Source organism: Saccharothrix sp. CB00851 (genome assembly GCF_001905065.1).
Classification (GTDB): domain Bacteria; phylum Actinomycetota; class Actinomycetes; order Mycobacteriales; family Pseudonocardiaceae; genus Actinosynnema.
In genome coordinates, this window is sequence record NZ_LWLC01000016.1 from 14,607 (window position 1) to 40,583 (window position 25,977).

At 71.6% G+C, this 25,977-nt stretch carries 32 protein-coding genes; 20 read left to right on the plus strand and 12 right to left on the minus strand.

Annotation, left to right across the window (positions count from 1 at the left end):
- The first annotated feature begins 25 nt into the window (after window positions 1-25).
- The 3 genes from A6A25_RS17365 to A6A25_RS17375 are packed head-to-tail and all read left to right on the plus strand — an operon-like array spanning window position 26 to window position 2,569.
- On the plus strand, window positions 26-694 hold the full coding sequence (locus tag A6A25_RS17365; RefSeq protein WP_073891318.1) for a phosphotransferase: 669 nt from the start codon (window positions 26-28) through the stop codon (window positions 692-694).
- 10 nt (window positions 695-704) lie between these two features.
- Window positions 705-2,081 (plus strand): WS/DGAT/MGAT family O-acyltransferase, encoded by a 1,377-nt coding sequence (locus A6A25_RS17370; RefSeq protein WP_073891320.1) that lies wholly within the window; start codon window positions 705-707, stop codon window positions 2,079-2,081.
- Window positions 2,078-2,569, plus strand: coding sequence for a DUF6912 family protein (locus A6A25_RS17375; RefSeq protein WP_073891323.1), 492 nt, complete (start codon window positions 2,078-2,080; stop codon window positions 2,567-2,569). The genes A6A25_RS17370 and A6A25_RS17375 overlap by 4 nt, the downstream gene beginning before the upstream one ends.
- 6 nt (window positions 2,570-2,575) lie before the next feature.
- On the opposite strand, the gene A6A25_RS17380 is transcribed toward A6A25_RS17375, so the two are convergent.
- The 3 genes from A6A25_RS17380 to aroA all read right to left on the minus strand — a co-directional run bounded on the left by A6A25_RS17380 (window position 2,576) and on the right by aroA (window position 5,470).
- Window positions 2,576-2,944 carry a VOC family protein gene (locus A6A25_RS17380; RefSeq protein WP_073891326.1) on the minus strand — a complete coding sequence of 123 codons (369 nt, stop codon included), beginning with the start codon at window positions 2,942-2,944 and terminating at the stop codon, window positions 2,576-2,578.
- Window positions 2,945-3,183: 239 nt separating this feature from the next.
- Complete coding sequence (rsgA, locus tag A6A25_RS17385; protein WP_073891328.1) at window positions 3,184-4,194, minus strand: ribosome small subunit-dependent GTPase A; 1,011 nt, start codon at window positions 4,192-4,194, stop codon at window positions 3,184-3,186.
- Between the two features lies 1 nt (window position 4,195).
- The gene (gene aroA / locus A6A25_RS17390; RefSeq protein ID WP_073891331.1) at window positions 4,196-5,470 is read right to left on the minus strand and encodes a 3-phosphoshikimate 1-carboxyvinyltransferase; all 1,275 of its coding nucleotides are present in this window, start codon (window positions 5,468-5,470) and stop codon (window positions 4,196-4,198) included.
- A 100-nt stretch (window positions 5,471-5,570) separates the two neighbouring features.
- On the opposite strand from aroA, the gene A6A25_RS17395 reads away from it, so the two are divergent.
- Both A6A25_RS17395 and A6A25_RS17400 read left to right on the plus strand, forming a co-directional pair.
- Window positions 5,571-6,332, plus strand: a complete 762-nt coding sequence (locus tag A6A25_RS17395; protein WP_073891536.1) for an SOS response-associated peptidase — start codon at window positions 5,571-5,573, stop codon at window positions 6,330-6,332.
- Window positions 6,329-6,943, plus strand: coding sequence for an alpha/beta hydrolase family protein (locus A6A25_RS17400; protein WP_073891333.1), 615 nt, complete (start codon window positions 6,329-6,331; stop codon window positions 6,941-6,943). Before A6A25_RS17395 ends, A6A25_RS17400 begins: the two co-directional genes overlap by 4 nt.
- Before the next feature lie 9 nt (window positions 6,944-6,952).
- Here the strand turns inward: A6A25_RS17400 and ybaK are convergent, their stop codons facing one another.
- On the minus strand, window positions 6,953-7,429 hold the full coding sequence (ybaK, locus tag A6A25_RS17405) for a Cys-tRNA(Pro) deacylase (RefSeq protein WP_073891336.1): 477 nt from the start codon (window positions 7,427-7,429) through the stop codon (window positions 6,953-6,955).
- Between the two features lie 214 nt (window positions 7,430-7,643).
- On the opposite strand from ybaK, the gene A6A25_RS17410 reads away from it, so the two are divergent.
- Together A6A25_RS17410 and rsrA are read left to right on the plus strand one after the other, a co-directional pair.
- Complete coding sequence (locus tag A6A25_RS17410) at window positions 7,644-8,267, plus strand: sigma-70 family RNA polymerase sigma factor (protein WP_073891339.1); 624 nt, start codon at window positions 7,644-7,646, stop codon at window positions 8,265-8,267.
- A complete protein-coding gene (gene rsrA / locus A6A25_RS17415) occupies window positions 8,267-8,581 on the plus strand; it encodes a mycothiol system anti-sigma-R factor (RefSeq protein WP_073891342.1) in 315 nt (104 codons plus the stop codon). The genes A6A25_RS17410 and rsrA overlap by 1 nt, the downstream gene beginning before the upstream one ends.
- A 94-nt stretch (window positions 8,582-8,675) precedes the next feature.
- Here the strand turns inward: rsrA and A6A25_RS46840 are convergent, their stop codons facing one another.
- A complete protein-coding gene (locus A6A25_RS46840) occupies window positions 8,676-8,750 on the minus strand; it encodes a 50S ribosomal protein bL37 (protein WP_096498094.1) in 75 nt (24 codons plus the stop codon).
- Window positions 8,751-8,858: 108 nt separating this feature from the next.
- Here A6A25_RS46840 and A6A25_RS17420 point away from each other — a divergent pair, with 108 nt between their 5' ends.
- Both A6A25_RS17420 and A6A25_RS17425 read left to right on the plus strand, forming a co-directional pair.
- On the plus strand, window positions 8,859-9,074 hold the full coding sequence (locus A6A25_RS17420; RefSeq protein ID WP_073891345.1) for a biotin/lipoyl-binding carrier protein: 216 nt from the start codon (window positions 8,859-8,861) through the stop codon (window positions 9,072-9,074).
- Window positions 9,075-10,553 carry a PAS domain-containing sensor histidine kinase gene (locus A6A25_RS17425; protein ID WP_073891347.1) on the plus strand — a complete coding sequence of 493 codons (1,479 nt, stop codon included), beginning with the start codon at window positions 9,075-9,077 and terminating at the stop codon, window positions 10,551-10,553.
- A 134-nt stretch (window positions 10,554-10,687) separates the two neighbouring features.
- Here A6A25_RS17425 and A6A25_RS17430 read toward each other — a convergent pair whose 3' ends face one another.
- A complete protein-coding gene (locus A6A25_RS17430; protein ID WP_053719541.1) occupies window positions 10,688-10,942 on the minus strand; it encodes a WhiB family transcriptional regulator in 255 nt (84 codons plus the stop codon).
- A gap of 227 nt (window positions 10,943-11,169) precedes the next feature.
- A complete protein-coding gene (locus A6A25_RS17435) occupies window positions 11,170-12,114 on the minus strand; it encodes a diacylglycerol/lipid kinase family protein (RefSeq protein WP_073891349.1) in 945 nt (314 codons plus the stop codon).
- A 264-nt stretch (window positions 12,115-12,378) separates the two neighbouring features.
- Between A6A25_RS17435 and A6A25_RS17440 the strand changes: the two genes are divergently transcribed.
- The 4 genes from A6A25_RS17440 to A6A25_RS17455 all read left to right on the plus strand — a co-directional run bounded on the left by A6A25_RS17440 (window position 12,379) and on the right by A6A25_RS17455 (window position 15,479).
- Window positions 12,379-12,783: a hypothetical protein gene (locus tag A6A25_RS17440; RefSeq protein WP_073891351.1), complete on the plus strand. Its 405-nt coding sequence runs from the start codon at window positions 12,379-12,381 to the stop codon at window positions 12,781-12,783.
- Window positions 12,784-12,909: 126 nt separating this feature from the next.
- Window positions 12,910-13,659 (plus strand): S1 family peptidase, encoded by a 750-nt coding sequence (locus A6A25_RS17445; RefSeq protein ID WP_073891353.1) that lies wholly within the window; start codon window positions 12,910-12,912, stop codon window positions 13,657-13,659.
- Between the two features lie 204 nt (window positions 13,660-13,863).
- Entirely contained in the window at window positions 13,864-14,670 is an 807-nt protein-coding gene (locus A6A25_RS17450; protein ID WP_241828766.1) for an SAM-dependent methyltransferase, read from the plus strand.
- 218 nt (window positions 14,671-14,888) lie between these two features.
- Window positions 14,889-15,479: a DUF4328 domain-containing protein gene (locus A6A25_RS17455; RefSeq protein ID WP_073891357.1), complete on the plus strand. Its 591-nt coding sequence runs from the start codon at window positions 14,889-14,891 to the stop codon at window positions 15,477-15,479.
- On the opposite strand, the gene A6A25_RS17460 is transcribed toward A6A25_RS17455, so the two are convergent.
- Window positions 15,439-15,891, minus strand: coding sequence for a MarR family winged helix-turn-helix transcriptional regulator (locus A6A25_RS17460; protein WP_073891359.1), 453 nt, complete (start codon window positions 15,889-15,891; stop codon window positions 15,439-15,441). The genes A6A25_RS17455 and A6A25_RS17460 overlap by 41 nt on opposite strands.
- A gap of 55 nt (window positions 15,892-15,946) precedes the next feature.
- Here A6A25_RS17460 and A6A25_RS17465 point away from each other — a divergent pair, with 55 nt between their 5' ends.
- Window positions 15,947-16,456, plus strand: coding sequence for a hypothetical protein (locus A6A25_RS17465; protein ID WP_073891362.1), 510 nt, complete (start codon window positions 15,947-15,949; stop codon window positions 16,454-16,456).
- Here A6A25_RS17465 and A6A25_RS17470 read toward each other — a convergent pair.
- Both A6A25_RS17470 and A6A25_RS17475 read right to left on the minus strand, forming a co-directional pair.
- Entirely contained in the window at window positions 16,431-16,916 is a 486-nt protein-coding gene (locus tag A6A25_RS17470; protein WP_073891364.1) for a GNAT family N-acetyltransferase, read from the minus strand. The genes A6A25_RS17465 and A6A25_RS17470 overlap by 26 nt on opposite strands.
- Window positions 16,909-17,514, minus strand: a complete 606-nt coding sequence (locus tag A6A25_RS17475; RefSeq protein ID WP_073891366.1) for a histidine phosphatase family protein — start codon at window positions 17,512-17,514, stop codon at window positions 16,909-16,911. Before A6A25_RS17475 ends, A6A25_RS17470 begins: the two co-directional genes overlap by 8 nt.
- A gap of 73 nt (window positions 17,515-17,587) precedes the next feature.
- On the opposite strand from A6A25_RS17475, the gene A6A25_RS17480 reads away from it, so the two are divergent.
- On the plus strand, window positions 17,588-18,223 hold the full coding sequence (locus A6A25_RS17480; RefSeq protein WP_073891368.1) for a class I SAM-dependent DNA methyltransferase: 636 nt from the start codon (window positions 17,588-17,590) through the stop codon (window positions 18,221-18,223).
- A 126-nt stretch (window positions 18,224-18,349) separates the two neighbouring features.
- On the opposite strand, the gene sodN is transcribed toward A6A25_RS17480, so the two are convergent.
- Entirely contained in the window at window positions 18,350-18,769 is a 420-nt protein-coding gene (sodN, locus tag A6A25_RS17485) for a superoxide dismutase, Ni (RefSeq protein ID WP_073891370.1), read from the minus strand.
- 102 nt (window positions 18,770-18,871) lie between these two features.
- Here sodN and A6A25_RS17490 point away from each other — a divergent pair, with 102 nt between their 5' ends.
- Complete coding sequence (locus A6A25_RS17490; RefSeq protein ID WP_338013212.1) at window positions 18,872-19,183, plus strand: S26 family signal peptidase; 312 nt, start codon at window positions 18,872-18,874, stop codon at window positions 19,181-19,183.
- Between the two features lie 21 nt (window positions 19,184-19,204).
- On the opposite strand, the gene A6A25_RS17495 is transcribed toward A6A25_RS17490, so the two are convergent.
- Entirely contained in the window at window positions 19,205-19,798 is a 594-nt protein-coding gene (locus A6A25_RS17495; protein ID WP_073891374.1) for a dTDP-4-dehydrorhamnose 3,5-epimerase family protein, read from the minus strand.
- Between the two features lie 314 nt (window positions 19,799-20,112).
- Between A6A25_RS17495 and A6A25_RS17500 the strand changes: the two genes are divergently transcribed.
- The 4 genes from A6A25_RS17500 (at window position 20,113) to A6A25_RS17515 (ending at window position 25,960) form a co-directional block, all read left to right on the plus strand.
- A complete protein-coding gene (locus tag A6A25_RS17500) occupies window positions 20,113-21,273 on the plus strand; it encodes an NAD(P)-dependent malic enzyme (RefSeq protein ID WP_073891376.1) in 1,161 nt (386 codons plus the stop codon).
- A 223-nt stretch (window positions 21,274-21,496) separates the two neighbouring features.
- Window positions 21,497-24,694 carry a sensor domain-containing protein gene (locus A6A25_RS17505; RefSeq protein ID WP_073891378.1) on the plus strand — a complete coding sequence of 1,066 codons (3,198 nt, stop codon included), beginning with the start codon at window positions 21,497-21,499 and terminating at the stop codon, window positions 24,692-24,694.
- A 49-nt stretch (window positions 24,695-24,743) separates the two neighbouring features.
- Entirely contained in the window at window positions 24,744-25,175 is a 432-nt protein-coding gene (locus A6A25_RS17510; protein WP_073891380.1) for a YbaB/EbfC family nucleoid-associated protein, read from the plus strand.
- The gene (locus A6A25_RS17515) at window positions 25,172-25,960 is read left to right on the plus strand and encodes a hypothetical protein (protein ID WP_143193227.1); all 789 of its coding nucleotides are present in this window, start codon (window positions 25,172-25,174) and stop codon (window positions 25,958-25,960) included. The genes A6A25_RS17510 and A6A25_RS17515 overlap by 4 nt, the downstream gene beginning before the upstream one ends.
- The last annotated feature ends 17 nt before the right edge of the window (window positions 25,961-25,977 follow it).

Genomic DNA, 25,977 nt, shown 5'->3' on the forward strand with positions numbered 1-25,977 from the left:
CGCTGTCAATCATGATGATCGTCACATGACAACGCGCGACGAGGCGCATCGTCTGCTGGCCAGCGGCCGGGAGGCGGACGTCTACCTGCGTCCCGACGGCATGCTGGTCAAACGCAGCCGCACGGGCCGTGACCCGGGGCCCGAGGCCGAGCTGATGCGCTACCTGCGCCGGCACGGCATACCGGTGCCCAGGGTGGCGGACGCCACGGAGACCGACCTCGTCATGGAGTACGTGCCCGGTCCGCGCATGTCGCAGGAGCTGGACGCCAAGCCGTGGCGGGCGGGCGCGTTGGGCCGGGAGCTGGCCGAGCTGCACGGCAAGCTGGACCGGGTGCCCGCGCCCGAGTTCCTCAACGGTGACGGCGGCCTGCTGCACCTCGACCTGCACCCCGGCAACGTCGTGATGGGCCCCGAGGGGGCGGTCGTCGTGGACTGGGGCAGTGCGGGCAAGGGCGAGCGGAAGATCGACGTCGCGCTGAGCTGGCTGGCGATCGCGGTGGCGCCGCTGCGGCCGTTCAAGCGGCTGGCCCGGTCGCGGATGGTGCGCGGGTTCCTGTCCGGGGTCGACGTCTCGGTGCGGGTCGAGGCTCGGCGCGCGATGCCGGCCGCGGCGGCGATCAGGCTGGCCCGGCACGAACGCGACGAAGCCGAGGTCAGCGCCGTGCGCAGGCTCGTGCGCGATTGCAGCGACTAGCCTGGACCGCATGCCCGACCGCCTGTCCGCGCTGGACGCCTCGTTCCTGTACCTGGAGGACTCCACGACGCCGATGCACGTCGGTGGGGTGGCGGTGTTCCGGCGACCGCGCACGGGCTTCGACTACGACCGGCTGGTCGACCTGATCGAGCAGCGGCTGTCGCTGGTGCCCCGGTACCGGCAGAAGGTCGTGCACGTGCCGGGGCGGCTCGCGCGGCCGGTGTGGGTGGACGACGCGGACTTCGACGTCACCTACCACGTGCGGCGGTCGGCGTTGCCGAAACCGGGCAGCGACCAGCAGTTGCACGACCTGGTGGCCCGGCTGATGTCCCGCCCGCTCGACCACACCCGGCCGCTGTGGGAGATCTACCTGGTCGAGGGCCTGGCCCGGAACCGGACCGCGGTGATCACCAAGACGCACCAGGCGATGGTGGACGGCATCGGCGCGCCGGAGATCGGGCAGGTGATGCTGGACGTGTCCGCCACGCCGCGGCCGCCGGTGGAGTCGCTGTGGATGCCTTCGCCGCAGCCGAGCGGGTTGCAGCTGGTGGCCGACGCGGTGGCCGAAGCCGTGCAGCGGCCGGGTGCGGTGGTGGAGAACGCCCGTTCGGCGGCGATGGACACGGTGGCGACGGTGCGGAAGGTCGCCGGGGTGTTCGGCGGGTTGGCGTCCGCGGTGCGGACCGCCGCGACGCCCGCGCCCGGCAGCCCGTTGAACGTGCGGATCTCGCCGCAGCGCCGGTTCGCGGTGGCGCGCACGCGGCTGGACGTGCTGCGCGAGATCCGGCGGGTGCACGGCGGCACGGTCAACGACGGCGTGCTCGCGGTGCTGTCCGGTGCGCTGCGGAACTGGCTGCTGTCCCGCGGCGAGGTCGTCACGGCGGGCACCACGATCCGGGCGATGACGCCGATGTCGGTGCGCGACGACGAGACGCAGGTGTCGGCGTACCTGGTCGACCTGCCGGTGGGTGAGCCGAACCCGGTCGTGCGGCTGCACCACGTGTCGCACGCGATGCGCGCGCACCAGGAGTCGGGGCAGTCGGTGGCGGCTCAGACGCTGGTGCGGTTCTCCGGCTTCGCGCCGCCGACGTTGCACGCTTTGGGTGCGCGGGCGGCGTCGTCGTTCTCGCGGCGGTTGTTCAACGTCGTGGTGACGAACGTGCCCGGGCCCCAGGTGCCGCTGTACGCGGCGGGGGCGAAGATGATCGAGATGTTCCCGGTCGTGCCGTTGGCGAAGAACCAGGCGTTGTCGATCGGTGTGACCTCTTATGACGGTGGCGTGTACTTCGGGCTGAACGCCGATCGTGACGCGATGTCCGATGTGGACGTGTTGGCGGCGATGGTCGAGGAGTCGGTGGAGGAACTGATGGGAACGGTGTCCGCATGAGGGTGTACCTCCCGGCGACCGTCGCGATGCTGCGCGACCTGGTGGAGAAGGGCGAGTTCGTGCCGGTGGGCGGGACGGGGTTCGCCCTGACGCCAGCGTTGCGCGAGTCGTACGCGACCGGTGACACGGAGGAGCTGGAGTACTCGGCCATGCTCGACGCCGCTCGCGGTTCGCTGCGGTTGATCTCGGGTGACGAGAAGGCCGTGCCGCGACGGGCGGTGGTGTCGGCGGACGTCGAGGACGTGAAGCTGCGGCCGGACTTGGACTTCTCGGTGGTGAAGCTGTCGGGCCCGGTGCCGATGAAGGCGATCGCCGCGATCCACTTGGACACGCTGGAGGCCGAGGACGACGTGCGTGCGGCGGCGGAGGTGATCGACGCGGCGGACCTCGGTGATCCGGACGCGGAGTTCGCGCTGGGCGGGGCGGAGGACCACGAGCTGGCCTGGTACGCGCTGCAGGAGCTGCCGTTCCTGCTGGAGCTGATGTAACCGGGGCTACATGCCGGCCGCGGGTTGCCAGAGCTCGATCCGGTTGCCCTCGGGGTCGACGCACCACCCGAACCGGCCGAACTCGGAGTCCTCGGTCTGCGGCAGCACCTCGACGCCTCGGCTGCGCAGCTGGGCCAGCAGCTCGGCCAGGTCGTCCACCCTGAGGTTGATCATGGCGCGCTGGCCCGGTTCGCCGAAGTAGTCGGTGTCGTTGGCGAACAGGGCGAACGTCGTCGTCTCGGCTTCGCCCCAGTGGAACGTGATGGCGCCGCCGTCGCTCATCGGCACGCCCAGGTGCCGGCGGTACCACTCGGCCATGCGTTCCGGGTTGCGGGCGCGCAGGAAAACGCCGCCGATGCCAGTCACCTTCGCCACGGCCGGTCACCGTACTACCGGTGCCGCGCCCAGGCCCATGGACGCGGTCACCTCGCCACCCGATCCGGTCAACGAAAGCACGCACCCGGCCGCGTCCAGCGTGACGCTCCGCTGCGCCCCAACCGTGTTCTGAGCGTTGAATTCAGGGGTCCTGAACGTACGACTCACGCGTCCTGAACGTACGACTCACGCGTTCTGAACGTAGGACACGCGCGTTCTGGAGGTAGGACACGCGGGGGTTAGTCGTATTCCTCCAGCTTGCTGCGGGAGGAGAGGAGGCGGCGCAGGGAGGCCAGGCGGCCGGGGGAGGCGTCGCCCGAGCGGACCAGGTCGTCCAGCATGCAGTCCGGGTCGTCGGGGGCGCCCAGGTGGCCGCAGCCCGACGGGCACTCCTCGGCCATCGCCTTCATGTCCGGGAACGCGCCGACGATGTCGTCCGGGGTGATGTGCGCCAGGCCGAACGACCGGATGCCGGGGGTGTCCACCGCCCACCCGCCCTCGGGCAGGGGCAGGGCGACGGCCTGCGTGGACGTGTGGCGGCCCTTGCCCACACCGCTCACCACGCCCACCGCCCGGTGGGCGTCCGGCACCAGCTTGTTCACCAGCGTCGACTTGCCCACGCCCGAGTGCCCGATCAACGCCGACAACCGGTGCACCAGCCGCGCCCTCAGCTCCTCCGGGTCGTGGTCCGACCGCGTCACGACCACCGGCAGGTCCAGCTCCGCGTACGCGGCGACCAGGTCGTCCGGTGGCGCCAGGTCCGACTTCGTCAGGCACAGCAGCGGTTCCAGGCCGCCCGCGTACGCGGCCACCAGGCACCGGTCGATGAAACCCCGGCGCGGCTGCGGGTCGGCCAGCGCCGACACGATCACCAGCTGCTCGGCGTTGGCCACCACCACCCGCTCGAACGGGTCCGTGTCGTCCGCCGTGCGTCGCAGCACGCTGCGCCGCTCCTCCACCCGCACGATCCGCGCCAACGTGTCCGGCTGCCCGGACGTGTCGCCCACCAACCCCACCTGATCGCCCACGACGACCGGCGTGCGGCCGAGTTCCCGCGCCCGCATGGCGACGACCACCCGTGCCGGGTCGGCCGAGAGCGCGCACGTCCACCGCCCCCGGTCCACCCCGACGACCATGGCGGGCACCGCGTCCGCGTGCTCGGGTCTGCGCTTGCTGCGCGGCCGGGTCCCCTTGCCCGGCCGCACCCGCACGTCGGACTCGTCCAACCGCCGCCAGTCGCCGCGTGCCACGTCAGCGCGCCCCCGGCACCGACAGCATGGCCGCCCACATGCCCGGGAAGTCGGGCAGCGTCTTCGTGGTGCAGCCGATGTCGTCCACCGACACGCCGTCGACCACCAGGCCGATGATCGCGCCCGCGGTGGCCATCCGGTGGTCGGCGTACGCGCGCCACACGCCGCCGTGCAGCGGCCGGGGCTCGATGATCAGGCCGTCCTCGGTCTCCGACGCGTCGCCGCCCAGCCGGTTGATCTCGGTGGCGAGCGCGGCGAGCCGGTCGGTCTCGTGGCCGCGGATGTGCGCGACACCGCGGATCCGCGTCGTACCGTCGGCCAACGCCGCCAGAGCCGCGATGGTGGGCGTCAGCTCGCTCTCGTCACGCAGGTCCACGTCGATCCCGGTCAGGCGCTCCGGCCCGCGCAGCACCAGCCCCGCGTCGGTCAGCGCCACCTCGCACCCCATGCGCTCGAACAGGTCCCGCGCGGCGCCGCCGGGCTGGGTGGTCTCGGTGGGCCAGCCGGGGATGATCACCTGACCGCCGGTCACGGCCGCCGCCGCCAGGAACGCCGTCGCGTTGGACAGGTCCGGCTCGACGTGCCAGTCGCGGCCCTCGATCGGGCCCGGCTCGACCCGCCACTCGTTCGGCGACGCGTCGTCCACGACGACACCGGCTTGGCGCATCATCGCCACGGTCATCTCGATGTGCGGCATCGAGGGCACGGGCTTGCCGTCGTGTCGGACGGTCACGCCGCTTTCGTACCGCGCACCGGACAGCAGCAGCCCGGACACGAACTGGGACGACGCCGACGCGTCGATGGTGACCTCGCCGCCGGGCACGCCGCCCTTGCCGTGCAGCGTGAACGGCAGCGCGTCGCCCGCCACGTCCGCGCCCAGCGCCCGCAGCGCGCCCAGGATCGTGGTCATCGGCCGGGTCCGCGCGTGCGGGTCGCCGTCGAACGTGACCTCGCCGACCGCGAGCGCGGCGGCGGGCGGCAGGAACCGCATCACGGTGCCCGCCAAGCCGCAGTCGACCTGCGCCGGCCCGCGCAGCTCATGGGGTGTGACCAGCCAGGACCCGTCCGGCCCGTCGGTGACGTCCACGCCGAGCGACCGCAGCGCGGCGACCATCAGGTTCGTGTCCCGGCTGCGCAGAGGTGCGTGCAGGGTGGACGCGCGGTCGGCCAGGGCGGCGAGCACGAGCGCGCGGTTGGTGATCGACTTGGAGCCGGGCACGGGTACCGTCGCGTCGACCGGGCCGTCGGCGGTGGGAGCGGACCACTGCTGAGTCATGGCTTGATGATTCCGCATCGGGTGGTCGACAGCTCGCACCGGGCTTTCCGACGTGCGACGATGGCAGCGCCCGAGGGTAATCGGTGGAGAGGTGATCGGTGTGTGCGGCAGGTACGCGTCCACCAAGAACCCGGCGCTGCTCGCGGCGGAGTTCGACGCGGTCGACGGCACCGAGGGCGACGCGCCCGGCCCGGACTACAACGTCGCGCCGACCAAGCAGGTGCTCGCCGTGGTCGAACGGCACCCGCGCGACGACGAGGGCAACCCCGACCCGGACACCACCGAGCGCAGCGTCCGGGTGATGCGCTGGGGCCTGGTGCCGCACTGGGCCAAGGACCTGTCCGGCGCCGCCAAGATGATCAACGCGCGGGCGGAGAGCGTGCTGGACAAGCCCGCCTACCGCGACTCGGCGGCCAAGCGCCGGTGCATCGTCCCGGCCGCGGGCTGGTACGAGTGGCAGCCGGGTGAGGGCCGCAAGCAGCCGTACTTCATCAACCCCGGCGACGACTCCAGCATCGCCATGGCCGGCATCTGGTCGGTGTGGTGGCAGCAGGAGGGCGACGAGCGCAAGCCGATCATCACGTGCGCCGTGCTGACCACGGACGCGATCGGCGAGATGACCTCCGTGCACCACCGGATGCCGCTGGTGCTGCCGAGGGACCGCTGGGCGGCGTGGCTCGACCCGGACAACGCCGACCCGAAGAGCCTGCTCCAGCCCGACCTGGACCTGGTCGACGCGCTGGAGCTGCGCCCGGTGTCGATGAAGGTCAACAGCATCAAGAACAACGACCCGTCGTTGATGGACGCGGTCGCGCTGGGGGAGTCCGAGAAGCCGGAGCCCACCTTGTTCGAGCTCACATGACCTCGCGGGTGGTCGACACCCCGTACGGCCCCGCGCGGGCCGAGCTGCACTGCGCCTCCGAGAGCCGTGCCGTGCTGCTGCTCGGGCACGGCGCGGGTGGCGGGATCGCCGCGCCCGACCTGGTGGCGGCGACCCGTGCGGCGGTGGACGTCGGCGTGCACGTGGCGCTGGTCGAGCAGCCCTACCGGGTGGCCGGCCGTCGTGCGCCCGCGCCCGCCAAGCAGCTCGACGCGGCGTGGCTCGCGGTGGCCGACGAGCTGGGCACGACGTGGTTCGACGACCTGCCGCTGCTGTTCGGCGGCCGGTCGTCCGGTGCGCGGGTGGCGTGCCGGACGTCGTCGGAGGGCCAGGCGGTGGCCGTGCTGTGCCTGGCGTTCCCGGTGCACCCGCCGGGCAAGCCGGAGAAGTCCCGGATGGCCGAGCTGGACGGCGTCGAGGTGGCCACGCTGGTCGTGCAGGGCGAGAACGACCCGTTCGGCCGGCCCGAGGCGGCGCACCACCGCGACGTCGTGCTGCTGCCCGGCGACCACAACCTGAAGGCCGACGTGGCCGGGGTCGGCCGTGCCGTCGGCGAGTGGCTGAACCGGGTGCTGCGCCCGCTCGAAGTCTGACCGCGGGCCTCAGGCCGAGATCGGCGCCACGACCGCCTGCGTGAGCCTGACCAGGTCTTTCGGTGCGATCTCGACCTCCAGTCCACGCCGTCCGGCCGAGCAGTAAACGGTCTCGAAACCCTCCGCCGACGCGTCCACCGCCACCGGCAGCCGCTTCTTCTGCCCCAACGGCGAGATACCGCCCGCCACGTACCCGGTGGCGCGCTCGGCCGCCGCGACGTCGGCCATCTTCGCCTTCTTCCCGCCCACGGCGGCGGCCAGCGCCTTCAGGTCCAGCTGGCCGGTGACCGGAACCACGCCGACGGCCAGCTTGCCGTCCACCTCGGCGACCAGCGTCTTGAACACCCGTTCGGGTGCGATGCCCAACGCCTCCGCCGCTTCCAGCCCGTACGACTCGTGGCGGGGGTCGTGCTCGTACGCGTGCAGCGTGTAGGCCACCTTCTGCTTGTCCAGCAACGCGGTGGCGGGCGTCCCTCGACCGGCCATGATCGCGCACGATAGCCGAGGGAATGCGCGGCGAGGTCGTCGCGTTGCCAGGAGCGTGGCTATCGAGGTGATGGATCAGCAGGTCGGCAGGCAGGTCAAGGCACGCCCCCCGCGTGGCTCCGCTCACTGCCGACCGGGAGACCGCCGCGTATCCTCGACTGCGTCCCAGACAGTACCGGCCACCGCGCTGACCAGCAGGTGGGAAGGGAGCGCGGTGCCAGCCACGCGAACGCAGGACACGCCGACTGACGAGACAACGGCCGAGCGCGCCGCCAGGTTCGAGCGCGACGCGATGCCGATGCTCGACCAGTTGTACTCGGCGGCCCTGCGGATGACCCGCAACCCGGCCGATGCCGAGGACCTGGTCCAGGAGACCTACCTCAAGGCCTACGCGGCGTTCGCGTCCTTCTCGCAGGGCACGAACCTCAAGGCCTGGCTGTACCGCATCCTCACCAACACCTACATCAACGGCTACCGCAAGAAGCAGCGCCAGCCGATCCAGCAGCCGACCGACGAGATCACGGACTGGCAGCTGGCGCAGGCGGAGAGCCACACGTCGACCGGGCTGCGGTCGGCCGAGGTCGAGGCGATGGACCGGCTGCCGGACTCAGACGTCAAGGAAGCCTTGCAGCGACTGCCGGAGGAGTTCCGGATCGCGGTGTACCTCGCGGACGTGGAGGGCTTCGCCTACAAGGAGATCGCAGACATCATGGGCACCCCCATCGGCACCGTGATGTCCCGGTTGCACCGGGGCCGCAGGCAGCTTCGCGACCAGTTGGCGGACACCGCACGCGAGCGCGGCATCATCCGCGACGGTCGGCAGGAGGTGGCGGGCTGATGAGCTGCGGCAAACCGCACGAGACGGACTGCTCCGAGGTGCTGTCCGAGGTCTACCTGTTCCTCGACCACGAGTGCGACCAGAAGCGGAAGGAACTGCTCCAGACCCACCTGGAGGAGTGCCACCCGTGCCTGGAGCAGTACGGCATCGAGGAGCACCTGAAGGCCCTGCTGGCCCGCAAGTGCGGCGGCGAGCACGCGCCGGAGGAGCTGCGGCGGCGACTGCGCGCCCGGCTCTACCAGACCGCGGACCAGACGACGGTGGAGGTCGAGGTCACCACGACGGTGACCCGCACCGAGACGTCGAACAGCTGAACGATCGGGGTCACCCGGGCGCGGGCCCGGTAACCCCGGAAAGCCGAAGGCCCCGGAGCAGGTGCTCCGGGGCCTTCGCACGCCGTGGAACCGATCAGGCGTTGGGGCGCTTCCCGTGGTTGGCGCCACCCTTCTTGCGGTCGCGGCGCTTGCGGGCACGCTTCGACATGGGGTTCTCCTAGTGCTCGAACTACCTCGCCCCAGTGTGTCACGCGGTCGCCTGGGCACGGCACCGGGCCTGAATCGTGGTTGGATGACCCTCGGACGAAGGAGGACCATGGCCGAGGAAATCCGGGCCGAGATCGTGGCGAACGTGGCCCAGATCGCCGTCAAAGAGGGTGACGAGGTCACGCACGAGACCACCCTCGTGGTGCTCGAGAGCATGAAGATGGAGATCCCGGTCCTGCCGGAGGGCGCCGGCCGGATCACCCGCATCGCCGTGTCCCCCGGTGACGTGGTCCAGGAGGGCGACCTGATCGCGGTGGTGGAGTAGCTGTCCACGCTCACCGACCTCCTCGCCGAGCACACCAAGCTCTCCGGCGGTGCCGTCGACCACCTGCAGCTGGTGGTCGCGGAGTGGCAGCTGCTGTCCGACCTCAGCTTCGCCGACTTCCTCATGTGGGTGCCGCTGGACGAGACGACGTTCCTGTGCGTCGCCCAGGCACGGCCGACCACCGCGCCCACGGCGCACCCCGAGGACGTCGTCGGCAGCATGGTGGACGTCGAGGAGCACCCCCAGCTGCGCCGGGCCATGAGCGAGGCGCGGATCTGCCGCGAGGAGGACCCGCGCTGGCACCTGGGCGTGCCGGTGCGCCGCGAGGCGATCCCGGTCAAGCGGGACGGCGTGGTCATCGGGGTGCTCAGCCGCAACACGAACCTGGCCGTGCCGCGCGTGCCGAGCCCGTTGGAGATCTCCTACCTGGGCAGCGCCGCCGACCTGTGCCAGATGATCTCGGATGGCACGTTCCCGACCACCGAGCCGTCCCCGGACGTGCACACCAGCCCCCGCGTCGGTGACGGCCTGATCCGGCTGGACGCCTCGGGCGCTGTCGTGTTCGCCAGCCCGAACGCGCTGAGCGCCTACCACCGCATGGGGCACGCGTCCGACCTGGTCGGCGTGCACCTGGCCCCGCTGACCAGGTCCCTCATCGGCGACCCGTTCGACGCCACCGAGGTCGCGCAGCGCATCCGGGCGGCCCTGGACGGCCAGCCGTCGATGCGCATCGAGGCCGAGTCGCGCCGTGGGGCGGCGGTGCTGTTCCGCGCCCTGCCGCTGCGCCCGCGGGGCAGTGCGGCGGGCGCGCTGGTGCTGTGCCGGGACGTCACCGAGGTCCGCCGCCGCGACCGCGCGCTGATGTCGAAGGACGCGACGATCCGCGAGATCCACCACCGGGTGAAGAACAACCTGCAGACGGTGGCCGCGCTGCTGCGCCTGCAGAGCCGCCGCACCAGCAGCGAGGAGGCGCGCGAGGCGCTGGCCGAGTCGGTGCGCCGCGTCACGTCCATCGCCCTGGTGCACGAGACGCTGTCCATGTCGGTGGACGAGCGGGTGGACCTGGACGACGTGGTGGACAAGGTCATCCCGATGATGTCGGACGTGGCCGCCACCGAGTCGCAGGTGGTGGTGCGCCGCGAGGGGCCGTTCGGCATCGTGCCCGCGGAGCTGGCGACCCCGCTGGTGATGGTGCTGACCGAACTCGTGCAGAACGCGTTCGAGCACGCCTACGCGGCCGGCCAGCGCGGTGAGGTGGTCGTGCACGCCGAGCGCTCGGCGAAGTGGCTGGACGTGGTGATCTCGGACGACGGCCGCGGCCTGCCGCAGGGCTTCTCGCTGGAGCGCACCGACCGGCTCGGGCTGCAGATCGTCCGGACGCTGGTGGAGTCCGAACTCAGGGGCTCGTTGAGCTTGCGGCGGCGGTCCCGAGGCGGTACAGAGGCGGTCCTGCGCGTACCCCTCAGAGCGCGGCGTTAGACTGCTCCCCGTGCACACGTGACGACCTACCTCAGCGGAGTCACGTGGTCATGCGGGAGGGTGTGCAACACAAGCGAAAGGCCCGACACCTGGCACGGTGTCGGGCCTTTCGTGTGCTTGCTCGAAGGCAGCTCTCAGGCGTTGCTGCGAGCCCGGGTGCGAGCGTTGCGGCGCTTGAGGGCGCGACGCTCGTCTTCGCTCATCCCGCCCCACACGCCGGCGTCCTGGCCGCTCTCGAGCGCCCACGAGAGGCAGTCGGAGACGACGGGGCAGCGGCGGCAGACGGTCTTCGCCTCGGCGATCTGCAGGAGCGCAGGACCGCTGTTCCCCACGGGGAAGAACAGCTCGGGGTCCTCGTCGCGGCAGATCGCGCGGTGGCGCCAGTCCATTGGAACTACTCCTCAGCTAGGCGCGCGCGAAGGCGCGCCACTCGTCAGCGGTCGGTTTTTGGGGTGCTTGTGAATGCTTTCACGAACGCCGGGGATGTCAAGGGTTTAGCCCCAACCCGGTGAGTGAACTCACCCGAAAGATCGACTGGGTTCACCTGAGCTTCCACGCACTGGTGTCACAGCAGGTCACAACATCGCGGATGGATACCGAGCCGGTCACACCACGGTCACACAGCGACCGTGAGCGCGCCGGGCACGCCGGTGAACTCCACCTCGGTGCACGCGCCGAGCAAGTCGCCGTCGACCTGGAGGTTGACGGGCTCGGGACTCGTCACCCGGACGAACTCGACGTCGTCGCGCCGCAGCAGGTTCCCGCCTTTGGGGTTCCCGTCCGTGGCCAAGAGATGCGCGACATAGCGAAGAACTGTCGGCAATCCCATCCCGTGCAGCGCGAACAGGCCGAGACCGCCGTCGAACGACGTGCTCGGGTTGAGCCGGATCGCCTTGTCGCCGAGGTAGGTCCACGGGTCGGTGTTGGAGATGAACGCCAACCGGACGTCCTCGAACGGCGGCTCGTCCGGGATGTGCACGGTGAGCGTCGGTGGCTGTCTGCGCTGGGTGAAGTAGCTGGTCAGCGCGGTGCGCGCGTAGAGGGTGGGTGACGCCTGGCGGCCCTTGGCGCGCTGGTGCTCCACGGCCGCGACCACGTCGGCGTCCCAGCCGACGCCCGCGTTGAAGGTGAACCAGCGGTCGTGGTCGGGGCCCGCGCCGGTCGCCGCGACGTGCCCGACGCTGACCTTGCGGCTGGTGCCGTGCTCGATCGCCTGCAGCAGGCGGTAGGTCGCCTCGACGGGGTCGCGCGGCAGCCCGAGGGCGCCCGCGAACACGTTCGCCGACCCGCCCGGCACGACGCCGAGCATGGGCAGGCCCGGCCGTGCGCCGTCCCGCAGCACGCCGTTGACGACCTCGTTCACCGTGCCGTCGCCGCCGTGGGCCACGACCAGGTCGTACCCGTCCACGACGGCCTGCGCCGCGGCGTTCGCCGCGTGACCGCGGTAGTCCGTCTCGACGATGTCGAGCTTCACATCGCTGGCCAGTGCGTGCGCGAGCACGTCCCGACCGGCAGGCGTGGTTGCCGTCGCCTGCGGGTTGACCACCAGAAGTGCGCGCACCCCTGCAGGGTAAGACAGCGCGTGACCTCGGACAGGTTGCGCGTCACCCGGTAGGAGGGCTGAGAGCGCACTAAAGTGGCCGACATCTCCTTTCCGTGTCGCGTTTCCGCGGTGTCCTGCGTCTCGCGACAAGTGCACCCCGGCCCGACCGCCGGCTCGCCGAAGAGACTGGTGTGATCATCGCTCCTGGGGCGGCCGAAAGGGACACGCCAACCGGGTGGCCTACGATCCGTGACGAGTACGCACCGTGAGGAAAGGTCCAGCGTGTCGACCCAGAGCAAGGTGCCGCCGGCGGTCCGCGTCGCCGGTGCGCTGACCGCGTTGCAGGGTTTGACCGGGCTGGCCTTCGCGGTCGCGCTGGTGGTGCGGTCGTTCAGCGCGGAGGAGTCCGGCGAGGTGCTCGGCGAGGCCGCCTACTTCGCGGTGCTGGCGGGTGGCGTGCTCGCCGCCGGGGTCGGCCTGGTGCTCGGCAGGCACTGGGGCCGCACGCCCGCGATCGTCGTCCAACTCCTCCTCCTGGGTGTCGCCTGGTACATGTACGGGCCGTCCGACCGCCAGCTGTGGGGCGCCCTGCTCGGCGTCTACGTGGTGGGGACCCTCGCTCTGCTGTTCACCAACCCGGTGCGGCGGTGGGCGCTCGGCGTGGATTCGGACGAAGCGGACGCTTAGGGCATTCGGTCGCCGACCATCGTCTGGCTGCTCGCCGACGAACGGCGGGTGGCCAGCGTCACTCCAACAGGTGACGCTGTGAGTGGTGAATTCACCACTCCCTGCGTTCGTTGAGGTGACAACTCCATGCGACTCAATCGCGCCCTGTCCGCGGTGGTCGGAGCCACTACCGCACTGCTGTCCGCGCTCGCCCTGACCACGCTCGCCCCGGCGGCGTCGGCCCAGGAAGCCGGCGGCGTCGAGCCGTACATCATCGGCGGCGGCACGGCCACCAACGCCCCGTGGGCGGCCCGCCTGTTCCGCAACGGCCAGCAGAACTGCTCGGCCACCATCATCGCGTCGACGTGGGTCCTGACCGCCCAGCACTGCGTGGCGAGCTCGGGCACCTACACGTTCCGCATCGGCAGCCTCGACCAGACCAGCGGCGGCACCATGGCCACCGCCACCCGGATCATCCAGCACCCGTCCGCGGACCTCGCGCTGGCGCGGCTGGACCGGTCGGTCGCGGGCACGTACGCGCCGCTGGGCACCACCAGCGCCGTGACCGTCGGCCAGACCGTGCAGCTCTACGGCTGGGGTGCGACCTGCACCAACCAGCCGGAGATCAACTGCCAGTCCCGCTACCTGAAGTACGCCAACACCCGCGTGACCTCGGTCAACGGGCGTGACTACCGCGGCGGCATCGCGATCTCGGTGACCCGGATCGACGGCATCGCCGCCGGCGGCGACTCGGGCGGCCCGATGTTCGCCACCAGCCCGGTCGACGGCCGCCGCTACCAGGTCGGCGTGGCCTCCACCAGCGACCGCTCCACGCGGTCGAACTACACCGCCGTCACCCGCTACCGCGACTGGATCCGCTCCTACACCGGCGTGTGACCCCGAGCTCCCGGCCGAGGGGGCAGGCATCTCTCCCCCTGCGCCGCCCCCTCGGCCGGGGCACCACGGTTTGAGTTCGGCGCCACTCACCAGTCACAATCACCCTACGTGTTCACATTTGGCGGATGGACACGAACGGAGTAGCCAGCTACGGTCTGGCAGGGCGTTCACGCCGCTCCGGGTGCAGTCAGGGTGAGGTGCGCAGTGCAGAACCCCCCGAAGTGGGTGTCGACCAAGGGTGGCGTCGAGCGCCCCAACGTGGCCCGGCTGTACGACTACTACCTCGGCGGCGCGCACAACTTCGCGGTCGACCGCGAGTTCGCCGACCGGTCCATGAGCGAGATCCCGACCGCCGCGATGGTCCAGCACACCCGGTCGTTCCTGCGCCGGGCCGTGCGGCTGTGCGTGGCGCACGGCATCCGCCAGTTCCTCGACCTCGGTTCCGGCATCCCGACCGCGGGCAACGTGCACGAGGTCGCCCAGCAGGCCGACCCCACGTGCCGCGTCGTGTACGTGGACAACGAGCCCGCCACGGTCGCGCACAGCCGCACCATGCTGCGCGACAACGAGGGCGCCGCCATCGCCGAGGCCGACATCCGGGACGTGGCCGCGGTGCTGGACGCGCCCGAGGTCCGCACCCTGCTCGACCTGACCCGGCCCGTCGCCGTGCTGATGGTGGCGATCCTGCCGTACATCGCCGACGAGGACCGGCCGGCCGAGCTGGTCGGCCGCTACCGCGACGCGATCGCCGACGGCAGCTACCTGGTGATCAGCCACCTGACCGCGGACGAGCAGCCGGAGCTGGTGCGCAAGCTGGTCGGCGTGGCGGAGGAGACCGAGTCGCCGATCGTGGCGCGGACCAAGGCGGACGTGGAGACCATGCTCGACGGGTTCGACCTGCTCGAACCCGGGCTGGTGCTGGCGACGAAGTGGCGTGGCGAGGGTGAGCCGGCCACCAGCGCCGAGGCGGTGGCCTACGGCGCGGTGGGCGTGAAGCGGCCGATCGGCTGATTCGCGAGTCGTCGAACCGGTCTAGGATTCGGCAACCGCGTTTCGCGGTGTTGTGGGCCGGGGGGATCACCATGACTTGTCCGAACTGTGGCACGCCCGTTTTGTCCGGTGTGTCGACGTGCCGCTCGTGTCACGCGTCGTTGGCGCCACAGCCGACGCCTCACCTGACCTCGCCGGTGGCCGAGGTGCACCAGGCACCGCAACAGCCATACGCGCAAATGCCGTACACGGCTCCGTACGCGGCGATGCCGGAGCCGCGGCGGTGGGAGAACGTCACCTCGTTGCGCGTGCCGCTGGTGGCGTTGCTGGGGCTGGACTCGGTGTTGGCGCTGCTGATGACGGTTGCGCCGCTCGCCCTCGTGGCGTTCATCCTGCTGTCCCTGGCGACCGTCGTCGTGTTCCTGGTGTGGCTCCAGCGGGCTCGGCGCAACGCGGCGAGCGGGCGGCACCAGTTCCCGCCGGGCATGGTGTTCGGCGGCTGGTTCGTGCCTTTCGCCAACTTCTACATCCCCCTGCGGGTCGTGCTCGACACCGGCTGGGCCGCGGCGCAGCCGGGCAGGCGAGGCGCGGTGGCCGGGCCGGTCGTCGTGTGGTGGGTGTTCTGGGTCTTGTCGTGGCTGACCGCGTTCGAGGTGACGATGCGGGAGCGGGTGACCGCCGCGGGAAGCGCGTCCGAGCTGTACTTCGGGGTGAACCTGGGTGCGACGTGGCTGAACACGGTGTGCCTGGCGGTGGCCGCCGCGGCGCTGGCGGTGGTCGTGCACCGGATCACGGTCGACCAGGAGCGGGCGGTGTCCGCCCTTCGCTGAGCAGGCGGGTCTGCTCCTTGAGCACGTCGACCGTGCGGACCACCCAGTCCGCGATCACCTGCTGCTCCCGCGGGCTGTAGCGCGCCGTCAGCTCGCCCATGGCCGCGCTCAGCCCGGCGAAGACCTGCCCGAACGCGCCGGGGACCGCGCTGATCACCACCCGCCTGCGGTCCGCGGGGTCGGGTTCGCGCCGCACGAGGCCCGCGCGTTCGAGCCGGTCGGCGACGCCGGTGACCGCGCCGGGGGTCAGGTTGATCTCCTTGGCCAGTTCGCCCGCCGAGAGCGGGCCCTTGCCGGCGATGAGCGCGAGCGCGCGCTGGTCCACCGCGGTCACGCCCAGCCGTGCGCCGACGGCCTCGTGGAACGCGACCACCGCCGTGCTCAGCTCGCGTCCGAAGTCCCGCCCGTCCATGCCGTCACTTTACCTCGCTCGATATTTCAGTACACTGAACTAAAATATTCGGCGGATGAGGGGGTTCGGCGTAGTGGCGGAGCTGAGGCTGGCGGCGGAGGTGCCGCGGTGGGCCGGGCGGTTCTACCTGCGGCACTGGGCGGTGATCGTCGGGCTGTCGCTCGTGGCGTCCGTGCAGCGGCTGGTCGCGGTGAACTGGGGCCTGCCGGGCGCGGTGGGGTTCGCGTCGGAGGTCGTGGTGTTGGCCGCACGGGTGCTGCTGGTCGTGGTGATCTGGCGGTTGGCGACCCGGGGCGAGCGGTTGAGCTGGGCGAACGCGCGGTCGTTCGCGACGCGGCACTGGCCGAGCCTGGTGTGGCAGGGCGTGCTGCTGTCGGTGGCGTTCCTGGTCTTCGACGCGGTCGCGGAGCAGGTGGTCGGCGGGCTGCTGCCGGAGGGCGCGCGGCAGACCTACCTCGCCGTGCTGCTGTTCGTGAAGAACCCGACCGTGATCGCGTTCACGTTCGTGTGGTGGGTGGGGTTGGTCCGGCAGGCCGCCGTCAGTCGCCCCGTCCCAGTCGGCTGAGGTCGTCGTCGGTGAGGCGGAAGACGGTCCACTCGTCCATCGGGACCGCGCCGAGCGACTTGTAGAAGCCGATCGCGGGCGCGTTCCAGTCGAGCACCCACCACTCCAGCCGCGCGTAGCCGCGGGCGACGCACTCCTCGGCGAGGGCTCGCAGGAGTGCCTTGCCCAGGCCGCTCTTGCGCTGGTCCGGTTGGACGTAGAGGTCTTCGAGGTAGATGCCGTGCGTGCCCCGCCAGGTGGAGAAGTTGAGGAACCACAGGGCCATGCCGACGACCCGACCGTCCACTTCGGCCACGTGGCCGAACAGGGCGGGCGAGGGGCGGAACAGCGCGTCGTGCAGCTGCTCGACGGTCAGGTGGCACTCGTGCCGGGCGCGTTCGTACTCGGCCAGCTCCTCGACCAGGCCGACGACGGCGGGCACGTCCTCCTCGCGGACGCGCCTGATCCGTGGGTCAGTCAACGTCGACCTCCCAGGCGGGCACGTTCAGCCTGCGGACCTGCGGGTCGCCGCGCTCGTCGCCGAGCACCGTCGTACCGGCCGGGTCCAGTCCGAAGTGGACACCCTCGCTCGGCGGCAGGTTGAGCCAGGTGGCGATGAGCACGCGGCTGAAGTGCCCGTGCCCGACCAGCACCACGTCACCGCTCGTCAACGCCTGCCGCGCCCGGTCGAGCACCTTGGCGGCGCGCGCGGCCACCTCGTCGTGCGTCTCGCCGCCGGGCACCGCGTGGGTCCAGACCGTCCAGCCGGGGTCGGTCTCCCGGATCTGCGGCGTGGTCAGGCCCTCGTAGTCGCCGTAGTCCCACTCCGAGAGCTCCTCGGTGCGCTCCACGTCGTGCAGCCCGGCCAACTCTGCCGTCCGCCAGGCCCGCTGCCGGGGACTGGCCAGCACCAGGGCGGGCGGCAGGTCGGTGGCGCGCAGCCGGGCCAGCACGGCTCCGGCGCGCCGGGCCTGCTGCACTCCGGTGTCGGTGAGCGGGACGTCGGTCAGCCCGGTGTGCCGCCCGCTCTCGGACCACTCGGTTTGCCCGTGCCGGAGCAGGTAGACGTGTGAGGTCACGGTTCGCAGCTTACGGAGGTCGCGCGGTCGTGGTGGGGTGGGTCGAGGTGGCGTTCGTGACAGGGTGGGGGTCGTGGGTGGTCATCACGACGCCGTGCGGCGCAGCTACGACACCGTCGCCGAGGAGTACGCGACCCGGCTCGGGGACGAGCTGGCGGACAAGCCGGTCGACCGGGCGCTGCTGGCCGGCCTGCTGGAGCAGGCCGACCGGGGCCTCCCGATCGCCGACCTCGGCTGCGGACCCGGGCACGTGGCGGCGTGGCCGGCGCAGCGGGGCGCGCGTGCGGTGGGGATCGACCTGTCGGCCGGGATGGTCTCCGCGGGCCGCCGCCGGTTCGCCGCCGTCGAGTTCCGCGAGGGCGACCTGCTGGACCTGCCGGCCCCGGACGGCGAGTTCGGCGCCGCCGTGGCCTTCTACTCGATCATCCACTTGGACCCGGCCGACCTCGGCCGTGCGTTCTCCGAAGTGCGGCGGGTGCTGCGGCCCACGGGGCTGTTCCTCGTGTCGTTCCACGTCGGTGAAGAGGTCCGCCACCTGGACGAGTGGTGGGGGCACGACGTCGACGTGGACTTCCACTTCCTGCGGACGGCGCACGTCGAGGCGCTGCTCGAAGCGGCAGGGTTCGCGGTCGAGGTGCGGCTGGAACGGGTCCACTACGCCCACGAGGTGGGAACCCGCCGCGCCTACCTCCTGGCCCGCCGTCGTTGACGGTGCCGTGACCGTCACGGCCGTGTCGGCCGGCTTCCGGGCCCGGCGTGAAGGCTGTGGCCGCACGCAAAACGGCGCTGACCGGGCGGAAGGTCTCCGTTGGTCAGCGCCGTGTACCGCAAGTGATCAGGCCGCGGCCTTGGTCTCCCAGAAGATCTTGTCGATCTGGGCGATCAGGTCGAGCAGCTCCTGGCCCTTGGCCGGGTCCATGGAGCCCTTCGCGCCCGACGCGCCCGCCGCCTTCGTCGCCCGGTTGAACAGGTCGTGCAGCTCCGGGTACTTCTCGAAGTGCGGCGGCTTGAAGTAGTCGGTCCACAGCACCCACAGGTGGTGCTTGACGAGCTCCGACCGCTGCTCCTTGATCAGGATGGCACGGGCGCGGAACTCGGGGTCCTCGTTCGCCTGGTACTTCTCCTGAATCGCCTTGACCGACTCGGCCTCGATCCGGGCCTGGGCCGGGTCGTAAACACCGCACGGGAGGTCGCAGTGCGCGGTGGCCTCCAGGAGCGGGCGGCGGAGTGAACGGATGCGCGACAGAAGTCGCATCTTTCCTCCCTGACAGTGGATGCTCCGACGTGACGAACCCTACTCCGGGGCCTCGGCGCGAGCAGGTGGAGGTGATCGTTGGCACGGGAGGAAGCAAACCCGTTGCCGCTGGTTCGGGTGGTCGGACCCTCGATGGTGCCCACCCTGAGGACGGGCGACGTGGTGTGGGTCGGGTACGGGAAACCGCCGGCGACGGGCGATCTTGTGCTGGTCAGGTGGGCGGCGCGGCCCGGGCAGCTGTCCGTGAAGCGGGCCGTCCGGCGCGACGGGACCGGGTGGCACGTGGAGGGCGACAACCCGTTCGCCTCCACCGACTCGCGCACGCTCGGCGCCGCCGAGGTGGTCGGCGTGGTCCGCGCCCGGCTCTGGCCGCGGCCGCGACCGCTCCGCCGGCGGCGGGCCGCGAAGGGCTGAGCCGCCGGTCGGAGCACGACTCTACGAACGCAGCTTCGCGTACCAGGCCACGCACTCGTCGTACGACGGCAGCAGCCCGGCGTCGCGCGCCTCGTCGAGCGTCGGCGCGTCGGCGTCCCTCGGCGACAGCAGCGGCGCCACGTCGGCCGGCCACGGCAGGTCCACCGACAACGGGTGCACGCCGCGCTCGGCCTTCGGGTTGAACCCCTCCGAGCACAGGTACGACGCGACCGTGCCGTCTTCGAGCGCCATCAGCGCGTGCCCCAGCCCCTCGGGCAGGTACACGGAGTTGAACACCTCCTCCGACAGCTCCACCGCGTCCCACTCGCCGAACGTCGGGGAACCGACGCGCAGGTCCACCACGACGTCGAGCAGCCGCCCGCGCGGGCAGTGCACGTACTTGGCCTGCCCCGGCGGGGTGTCGGCGTAGTGGATGCCGCGCACCACGCCGCGCTTGGACACGCTGTGGTTGGTCTGGGCGACCTTGAGCGGGTGCCCGACGGCTTCGGTGAACACCGCTTCCTGGTACGGCGCGACGAACAAACCGCGGTCATCGGGGAACACCGAAGGGGTGAACTCGAAAGCGCCGGAAATTTTCAACTCACGTACCTGCATGGCGCACACCCTAGAGCGAGCCGGCTCTTGACCGATCCTGCCTGCGGAAACTGACCGGTCGGTTCAGAAAACCGGACGTACGTTCTGTGGCACTACCTCTGACCTGCGGAAAAACTGTGATCCCCGCCGCAGACAGCGGCCGGCGACACTGCCATGCTTGCCCGCACACCGCCCTCAGAGAGCCGTCCGACAGACCGTGTGGACGACCGCAGACAGGCCCCGTCGACCCGCGTGACAACGCCGGTCCCGGTGCGCCGCAGGTTATCGCGCACCGCAGGAGGACTTCCTTGACCGCAGTCAACGACCAGCCCCAGATGACCACCGAATTGAGCGACGAGGAAATCTTCCGCGCGCACGAAGGCGGAAAGCTGGCCGTGGGCGCGACCGCGTCACTGGCCGACCCGCGCGCTCTCTCCATCGCCTACACGCCGGGTGTGGCGCGGGTCAGCCGGGCCATCGCGGACGACCCGGGGCTGGCCGCGAAGTACACGTGGGCGCACCGCCTGGTCGCCGTGGTCAGCGACGGCACGGCCGTGCTCGGCCTCGGCGACATCGGCCCGAGCGCGTCGCTGCCGGTCATGGAGGGCAAGGCGGCGCTGTTCAAGACGTTCGGCGGCCTGGACTCCATCCCCCTGGTGCTGAACACCACGGACGTCGACGAGATCGTGGAGACGCTGGTCCGGCTGCGCCCGTCGTTCGGCGCGGTCAACCTGGAGGACGTCGCCGCGCCGCGCTGCTTCGAGCTGGAGGCCCGGCTGATCGAGGCCTTGGACGTGCCGGTCATGCACGACGACCAGCACGGCACGGCGGTCGTGGTGCTGGCCGCCCTGCGCGGCGCGAACACCGTGCTGGGCAAGGACGTGGCGAACCAGCGCGTGGTCATCTCCGGCGCGGGCGCGGCCGGGGTGGCGTGCGCGAAGATCCTGCTGGCCGCGGGCATCGGCGAGGTCACCGTGGTCGACTCGCGCGGCATCGTGCACGTGGGCCGGGACGGGCTGAACCCGGTGAAGGCCGAGCTCGCCGAGGTCACCAACGCCAGTGGCCTGCGCGGCGGCATCGCCGAGGCGTTGCGCGGCGCGGACGTGTTCGTCGGCGTCTCGTCGTCCAAGGTGCCCGAGGACCTGATCGCGAGCATGGCCGACGACTCGATCGTGTTCGCGCTGTCCAACCCCGACCCGGAGGTGCACCCGGACGTGGCCGGGCGGCACGCCGCCGTGGTCGCCACCGGTCGCAGCGACTTCCCCAACCAGATCAACAACGTCCTCGCGTTCCCCGGCATCTTCCGCGGTGCGCTGGACGCGGGCGCGACGAAGATCACCGAGGGCATGAAGCTCGCCGCCGCGCGGGCCATCGCCGCGGTCGCCGCGGACGACCTCTCGGTCGACCGGATCGTGCCGAGCGCCCTCGACCCGCGGGTCGGCCCGGAAGTGGCCGCCGCTGTGGCCTTGGCAGCCCGCGAAGACGGAGTAGCCTGACTCCAAGTCGGAGTTGGGAGAGCTCCGGCCGCATCCGTCCGTACCCGTCAACAGGCAACGGAACCGCTAACGTGTTGTTTCGTTAGCCCGTTGAGGGGTGGGCGATGACGCTCCGAAGCGCTACCGTCCCTCTCCTCGGGTGAATATTGCCCGTGGAGAGGGACGCCGTCTTTGGGTGCGGTCGGGCCGGTCATCCCTGCCGTAGACACGGGAAGGTGGGACCGTGCCCAAGCGGGTTGGACGCGCTCCGGTGATGCTCGACCCAGCGCGTTCGCAGAACGGCGACGTGGCGCTGGCCGGTATCACCCTGCCCGAGGCGCCCACGCTGCTGTGCGATCCCAAGGGCGTGGTCATGCGAGCCAGTGCCGCCGCGGTGGCGCTGACCAAGGCCCGGTCCGCCGACGACCTCGTCGGCCGTTCCCTGGGCGAACTGCTGCTCGGCGGCCCCGACGACCTGCGCCTGCACCAGGCCGACGGCGCGCTGGTGCCGGTCCGCGTGGTGCGCACCCAGGTACCCGGTACCGGTTTGCACGCCGTGCTGATGGTCGACGTGTCCGACCTGGCGCAAGCCGCCGAAGACCTGCGGGACGAGCAGCGGAGGCTGCGCACCGTGCAACGGGTCGCGCAGATCGGCTCGTGGGAGTACGACCCGCACACCGGCGTCACGGTCTGGTCGGAGTCGCACTACGAGATGATGGGCGTGCGGCCCGGCGAGGTGGTGCCCGGCGCGCAGGCCGTGCTGGACGTCGTGCACCCCGACGACTACGAGATGGTCGCCCGCTACTGGGCCAACCGCGAACTCGACGGCAACCCGATCGACATCGTCTACCGGATCATCCTGCCCGACGGCGAGCAGCGATGGATCCGCGGTGTCGCCGAGGCGAAGTTGAGATCCGACGGCCGGACCCAGTTCATCACCGGCTACATCCGCGACATCACCGACCAGTGGCGGTCCGACCGCGCGCTGGAGACCGAGCGCGCCCGGCTGCTGGAGGCCCAGCGCCTCGCGCGCATGGGCAGCTGGAGCTACGACGTCGCGTCCGGCGCGGTGCACCGCAGCGAGGTGCTGCTGGAGATGTACGCCGAGCTGGGCGTCGTCCCCGACGACGACCTGCTGTGCGGCGTGCACCCGGACGACCGGGGCGTGCTGAAGGACCTGCGCCGCAAGCTGTTGAGGCTGGACGACGGCGGCACCGCGACCGAGGGCCGGACGCTGGAGGCGGAGGTGCGCAGCGAGGTCGGCGACCGCGTCTACGTCTGCCGCGCGCGGGCCGAGTTCGAGGGCGGCCAGGTCAGCCTGCTGCACGGCACCGTCCAGGACGTGACCGAGGCCCGCGCGCTGGAACGCCAGCTCCGCGACGACCGCCGCCGGCTCGCCGACGCGCAGAAGGCCGCGCAGCTCGGCGTCTGGGAGTGGAACCTGCAGACCGGTGACGTGGTGTGGTCGGACATGCTGCACGAGCTGTTCGACGTGCCGCGCGACGAGCGCACCCGCTACCAGAGCTACCTCGACCTGGTGCACCCCGACGACCGCGCCTGGGTGGACGACCTGTGGCAGCAGCTGGCCAACGAAGAGGTGCCGATCCAGCTGGAGCACCGGATCGTGCGCCGCGACGGCAGGCAGCGCGTGTTCCGCTGCTACGGCGTCGTGGTCAAGGGACCGGACGGCCTGCCGCTCGCGGTCGGCACGGCGCAGGACATCACCGAGCAGCGCGCCGCCGAGACCAGGATGAAACGGTCCAGCCAGCGCTTCGCGGACCTGGTGTCGCTCACCCCGGTCGGCATCGGCCTGTTCGACGAGGGCGAGCGGCTGGTCGACGCCAACGACGCGCTGTGCGACCTGCTGGGCATGGACCTGGAGCAGCTGCGCGGCATGACCGCCGACCGGCTCACCCACCCCGACGACACCAGCGGCGGGTTGCCGTCGATCGACGAGATGTCCGCGCCGGACGCCGAGCGCACGCACAAGGTCCCGCAGCGCATCCTGGTCCGCCGCGACGGCGTGCAGGTGTACTGCGAGCTGCACATCGCGTTGTCCGTGCAGGACGACGGCCGCCGGTTCTGGCTGATCGTGTTCCAGGACATCACCGAGCGCCGTCGCACGGCCGAGGCGTTGCGGCACCAGGCCACCCACGACGAGCTGACCGGGTTGCCGAACCGCGCGCTGGTCAAGGAGATGCTGGGCGAGCTGCTGGAGTCGCCGGACCGGTCGAAGGTCGCGGTGCTGTTCTGCGACATCGACAACTTCAAGCGGGTCAACGACTCGCTCGGTCACGACGCCGGTGACGAGTTGCTGGTGGCGTTGGCGCGGCGGTTGGAGGGTGGACTGCCCGACGGCTGCACGGCGGCTCGCCTGTCCGGTGACGAGTACGTGATCATCTGCGAGAACCTCGACCGGGTCGGCGGGGTGGACGCGCTGGCCACGCGGGTGGCCGGGCTGTTGCGCACGGCGGTGCCGGTGCACGGGCAGCTGGTGCGGGTGTCGGCGTCGATCGGCGCGGCGGTGCCGAACGGGTCCCGGGCCACGGGCAACGACCTGTTGCGCTTCGCCGACGCGGCGATGTTCGAGGCCAAGCGGTCGGGCGCGGGCCGGGTGTCGCTGGCCAGCGCGGCGTTGATCGCGTCGGCCGACCGGCAGGTGCACTTGGAGGGCCAGCTGCGGGAGGCGTTGCAGCACGACGGGTTGGCGCTGCACTTCCAGCCGGTGGTCGGGGTGGACGGCGTGGTGCAGACGGCGGAGGCGCTGGTGCGCTGGCCGCACCCGGACCGCGGGCTGCTGCCGCCGGACATCTTCCTGCCCGTGGCCGAGCAGGGCGACCTGATGCGCGAGCTGGACCGCTGGGTGCTGCGGACCGCGTTGAAGGAGGCGTCGAGCTGGCCCGAGCCGGGCGGCAAGCCGGTGTCGGTGGCGGTGAACCTGGCCGGTCTGGTGCCGGGCGACCCGGAGTTCGCCGACATCGTGGCCGACGCGATCGCCGAGGCGGGCATCCCGTGGGACCGGGTGGTGCTGGAGCTGGTGGAGACCGCGCTGGTCGACCTGCCGTCCCGGGTGCGCCAGACGATGGACGAGCTGGTGGAGCGCGGGATCCGGTTCGCCGTGGACGACTTCGGTACCGGATACTCGTCGTTGGCGAGGCTGAAGGACCTGCCCGCGCAGATCATCAAGGTGGACCGGCGGTTCGTCTCGGGCCTGGGCAAGGACCCGTCCGACTTCGCCGTCGCCAAGGCGGTGGTCGACATGGCCCGCGCGATGGACCGCCGGTGCGTGGCCGAGGGCGTGGAGACCGCGACGCAGTTCCAGGTGCTGCGGGGCATCGGCGTGGACACCTACCAGGGCTGGCTGTTCTCGCGTCCGGTGCCGCCCAAGGAGTTCCGCGCGGTGCTGGCACTTGGTCCGTTGCACATCCCCCGCGCCGGTTGATCCGGGATACTCCACGGATCGGTGCAGTCCGGACTAGGGGGACGAACGGGTGGACCCGGCACGCATGATCGCCGACCTGGAGGCCAAGGCGCGCGACCTGGCCCGGCGGTCGCGGGAGGTGCAGGACGGCATCCGCGCCGCCGAGGCGACCGTACGCTCGCCGAACGGCTGGGTCACGGTGACCGTGGCGCCCAACGGCGCGTTGCGCGACATCGGGTTCTCGCTGCCCGGTGACGGGGTGTCGGACGCCGACCTGGGCGAGACCGTGATGGCGACCGTGCGGCGGGCGCGGGCGAAGGTGGCGCGGCGGGTGGCGGAGGCCGTCGAGCCGGAGTTCGCGGGCACCGCGGCGATGGAGTTCATGACCGCGTTCGAGCCGGTCGAGCCCGTCCGGCGGGTGGGCGCGCGGGCGGACGTCCCGCGTCCGGAAGCGCCCGAGGTGGAACTGCCGCGCAGCCTGTGGTGGCCGGCGGAGCGGTGAGCGGGACAGAGGCGAGATCGCCGGCCGCGGCGCACGAGCGTGAGGCGATCGTCGACGGGCTGGGCGGCGTGGATCCGGACGCGTTCGGGTTGCTGGCGGGGTTCTTCGCCGAGGGCGCCGGTGAGCTGACCGCCCGCGTCGCCGAGGACGTACGGCGCCCGGTGACGGCGGGTTCGGTCGTGCCGCCACCGGCGGACGGCGCGGCGCGGGAGGCCGACGAGCACTGGACGCCGGCACCGGACCTGGCACTGGCGTCCGCGTGGCTGGACACCCTCGGTCTGGTGCTCGACCCGTTGGCGCCGTTGGCCGAGCTGGGGTGGTTGGCCGAGCACGTGCGCTTCTTGAACGCGCCGCTGGACTGGCTCGCGGGCGACGGCGACCGGATCAAGGAGGCGGTCGGCCGGTGGCGTGCCGCCGCGGTCGACCTCGACCGCCTGGCCCGTGCCGAACCACACCCCGCGACGGCCGCCGACGTGCGAGCCGCGAGCCGCCGGTGTGCCGGGGTCGCCGAGCAGTTGTCGACCGCGGGCACCATCACGGCGGCGGTGCGGGGCATGGTCCGCGACCTGATCGGGATGTTCGCGGCGGAGGTCGTCCGCAACGCCGCCGTCGCGCTGGCGACAGCCGAGGCGAGCGGTGGTGCGTCGCTGGCGGCGTTCACGGGGTGGGCGGTCGGCCGGGCGGCGGCGGTGCTGGAACGGATCACCGGCCAGATCAAGCGGCTGCTGCACGCGCTCGCGCGCATCCTCGTGCGGCTGGAGGCGCTGGCCGACGTGTCGGCGTGAAGTTGCCGCAATCCGCG

What these genes read in the sequence shown, in the direction of transcription:
- rsrA (WP_073891342.1), top strand. Translation starts at nt 8,267, where the DNA reads ATGAGCTGCGGCAAACCGCACGAGACGGACTGCTCCGAGGTGCTGTCC.
- A6A25_RS17465 (WP_073891362.1), top strand. Translation starts at nt 15,947, where the DNA reads ATGAGGGGGTTCGGCGTAGTGGCGGAGCTGAGGCTGGCGGCGGAGGTG.
- A6A25_RS17455 (WP_073891357.1), top strand. Translation starts at nt 14,889, where the DNA reads ATGCCGTACACGGCTCCGTACGCGGCGATGCCGGAGCCGCGGCGGTGG.
- A6A25_RS17375 (WP_073891323.1), top strand. Translation starts at nt 2,078, where the DNA reads ATGAGGGTGTACCTCCCGGCGACCGTCGCGATGCTGCGCGACCTGGTG.
- sodN (WP_073891370.1), bottom strand. Translation starts at nt 18,769, where the DNA reads ATGCGACTTCTGTCGCGCATCCGTTCACTCCGCCGCCCGCTCCTGGAG.
- A6A25_RS17500 (WP_073891376.1), top strand. Translation starts at nt 20,113, where the DNA reads ATGACCACCGAATTGAGCGACGAGGAAATCTTCCGCGCGCACGAAGGC.
- A6A25_RS17430 (WP_053719541.1), bottom strand. Translation starts at nt 10,942, where the DNA reads ATGGACTGGCGCCACCGCGCGATCTGCCGCGACGAGGACCCCGAGCTG.
- A6A25_RS17445 (WP_073891353.1), top strand. Translation starts at nt 12,910, where the DNA reads ATGCGACTCAATCGCGCCCTGTCCGCGGTGGTCGGAGCCACTACCGCA.
- A6A25_RS17400 (WP_073891333.1), top strand. Translation starts at nt 6,329, where the DNA reads ATGACCTCGCGGGTGGTCGACACCCCGTACGGCCCCGCGCGGGCCGAG.
- A6A25_RS17495 (WP_073891374.1), bottom strand. Translation starts at nt 19,798, where the DNA reads ATGCAGGTACGTGAGTTGAAAATTTCCGGCGCTTTCGAGTTCACCCCT.
- A6A25_RS17370 (WP_073891320.1), top strand. Translation starts at nt 705, where the DNA reads ATGCCCGACCGCCTGTCCGCGCTGGACGCCTCGTTCCTGTACCTGGAG.
- A6A25_RS17460 (WP_073891359.1), bottom strand. Translation starts at nt 15,891, where the DNA reads ATGGACGGGCGGGACTTCGGACGCGAGCTGAGCACGGCGGTGGTCGCG.
- ybaK (WP_073891336.1), bottom strand. Translation starts at nt 7,429, where the DNA reads ATGGCCGGTCGAGGGACGCCCGCCACCGCGTTGCTGGACAAGCAGAAG.
- aroA (WP_073891331.1), bottom strand. Translation starts at nt 5,470, where the DNA reads ATGACTCAGCAGTGGTCCGCTCCCACCGCCGACGGCCCGGTCGACGCG.
- A6A25_RS17420 (WP_073891345.1), top strand. Translation starts at nt 8,859, where the DNA reads ATGGCCGAGGAAATCCGGGCCGAGATCGTGGCGAACGTGGCCCAGATC.
- A6A25_RS17365 (WP_073891318.1), top strand. Translation starts at nt 26, where the DNA reads ATGACAACGCGCGACGAGGCGCATCGTCTGCTGGCCAGCGGCCGGGAG.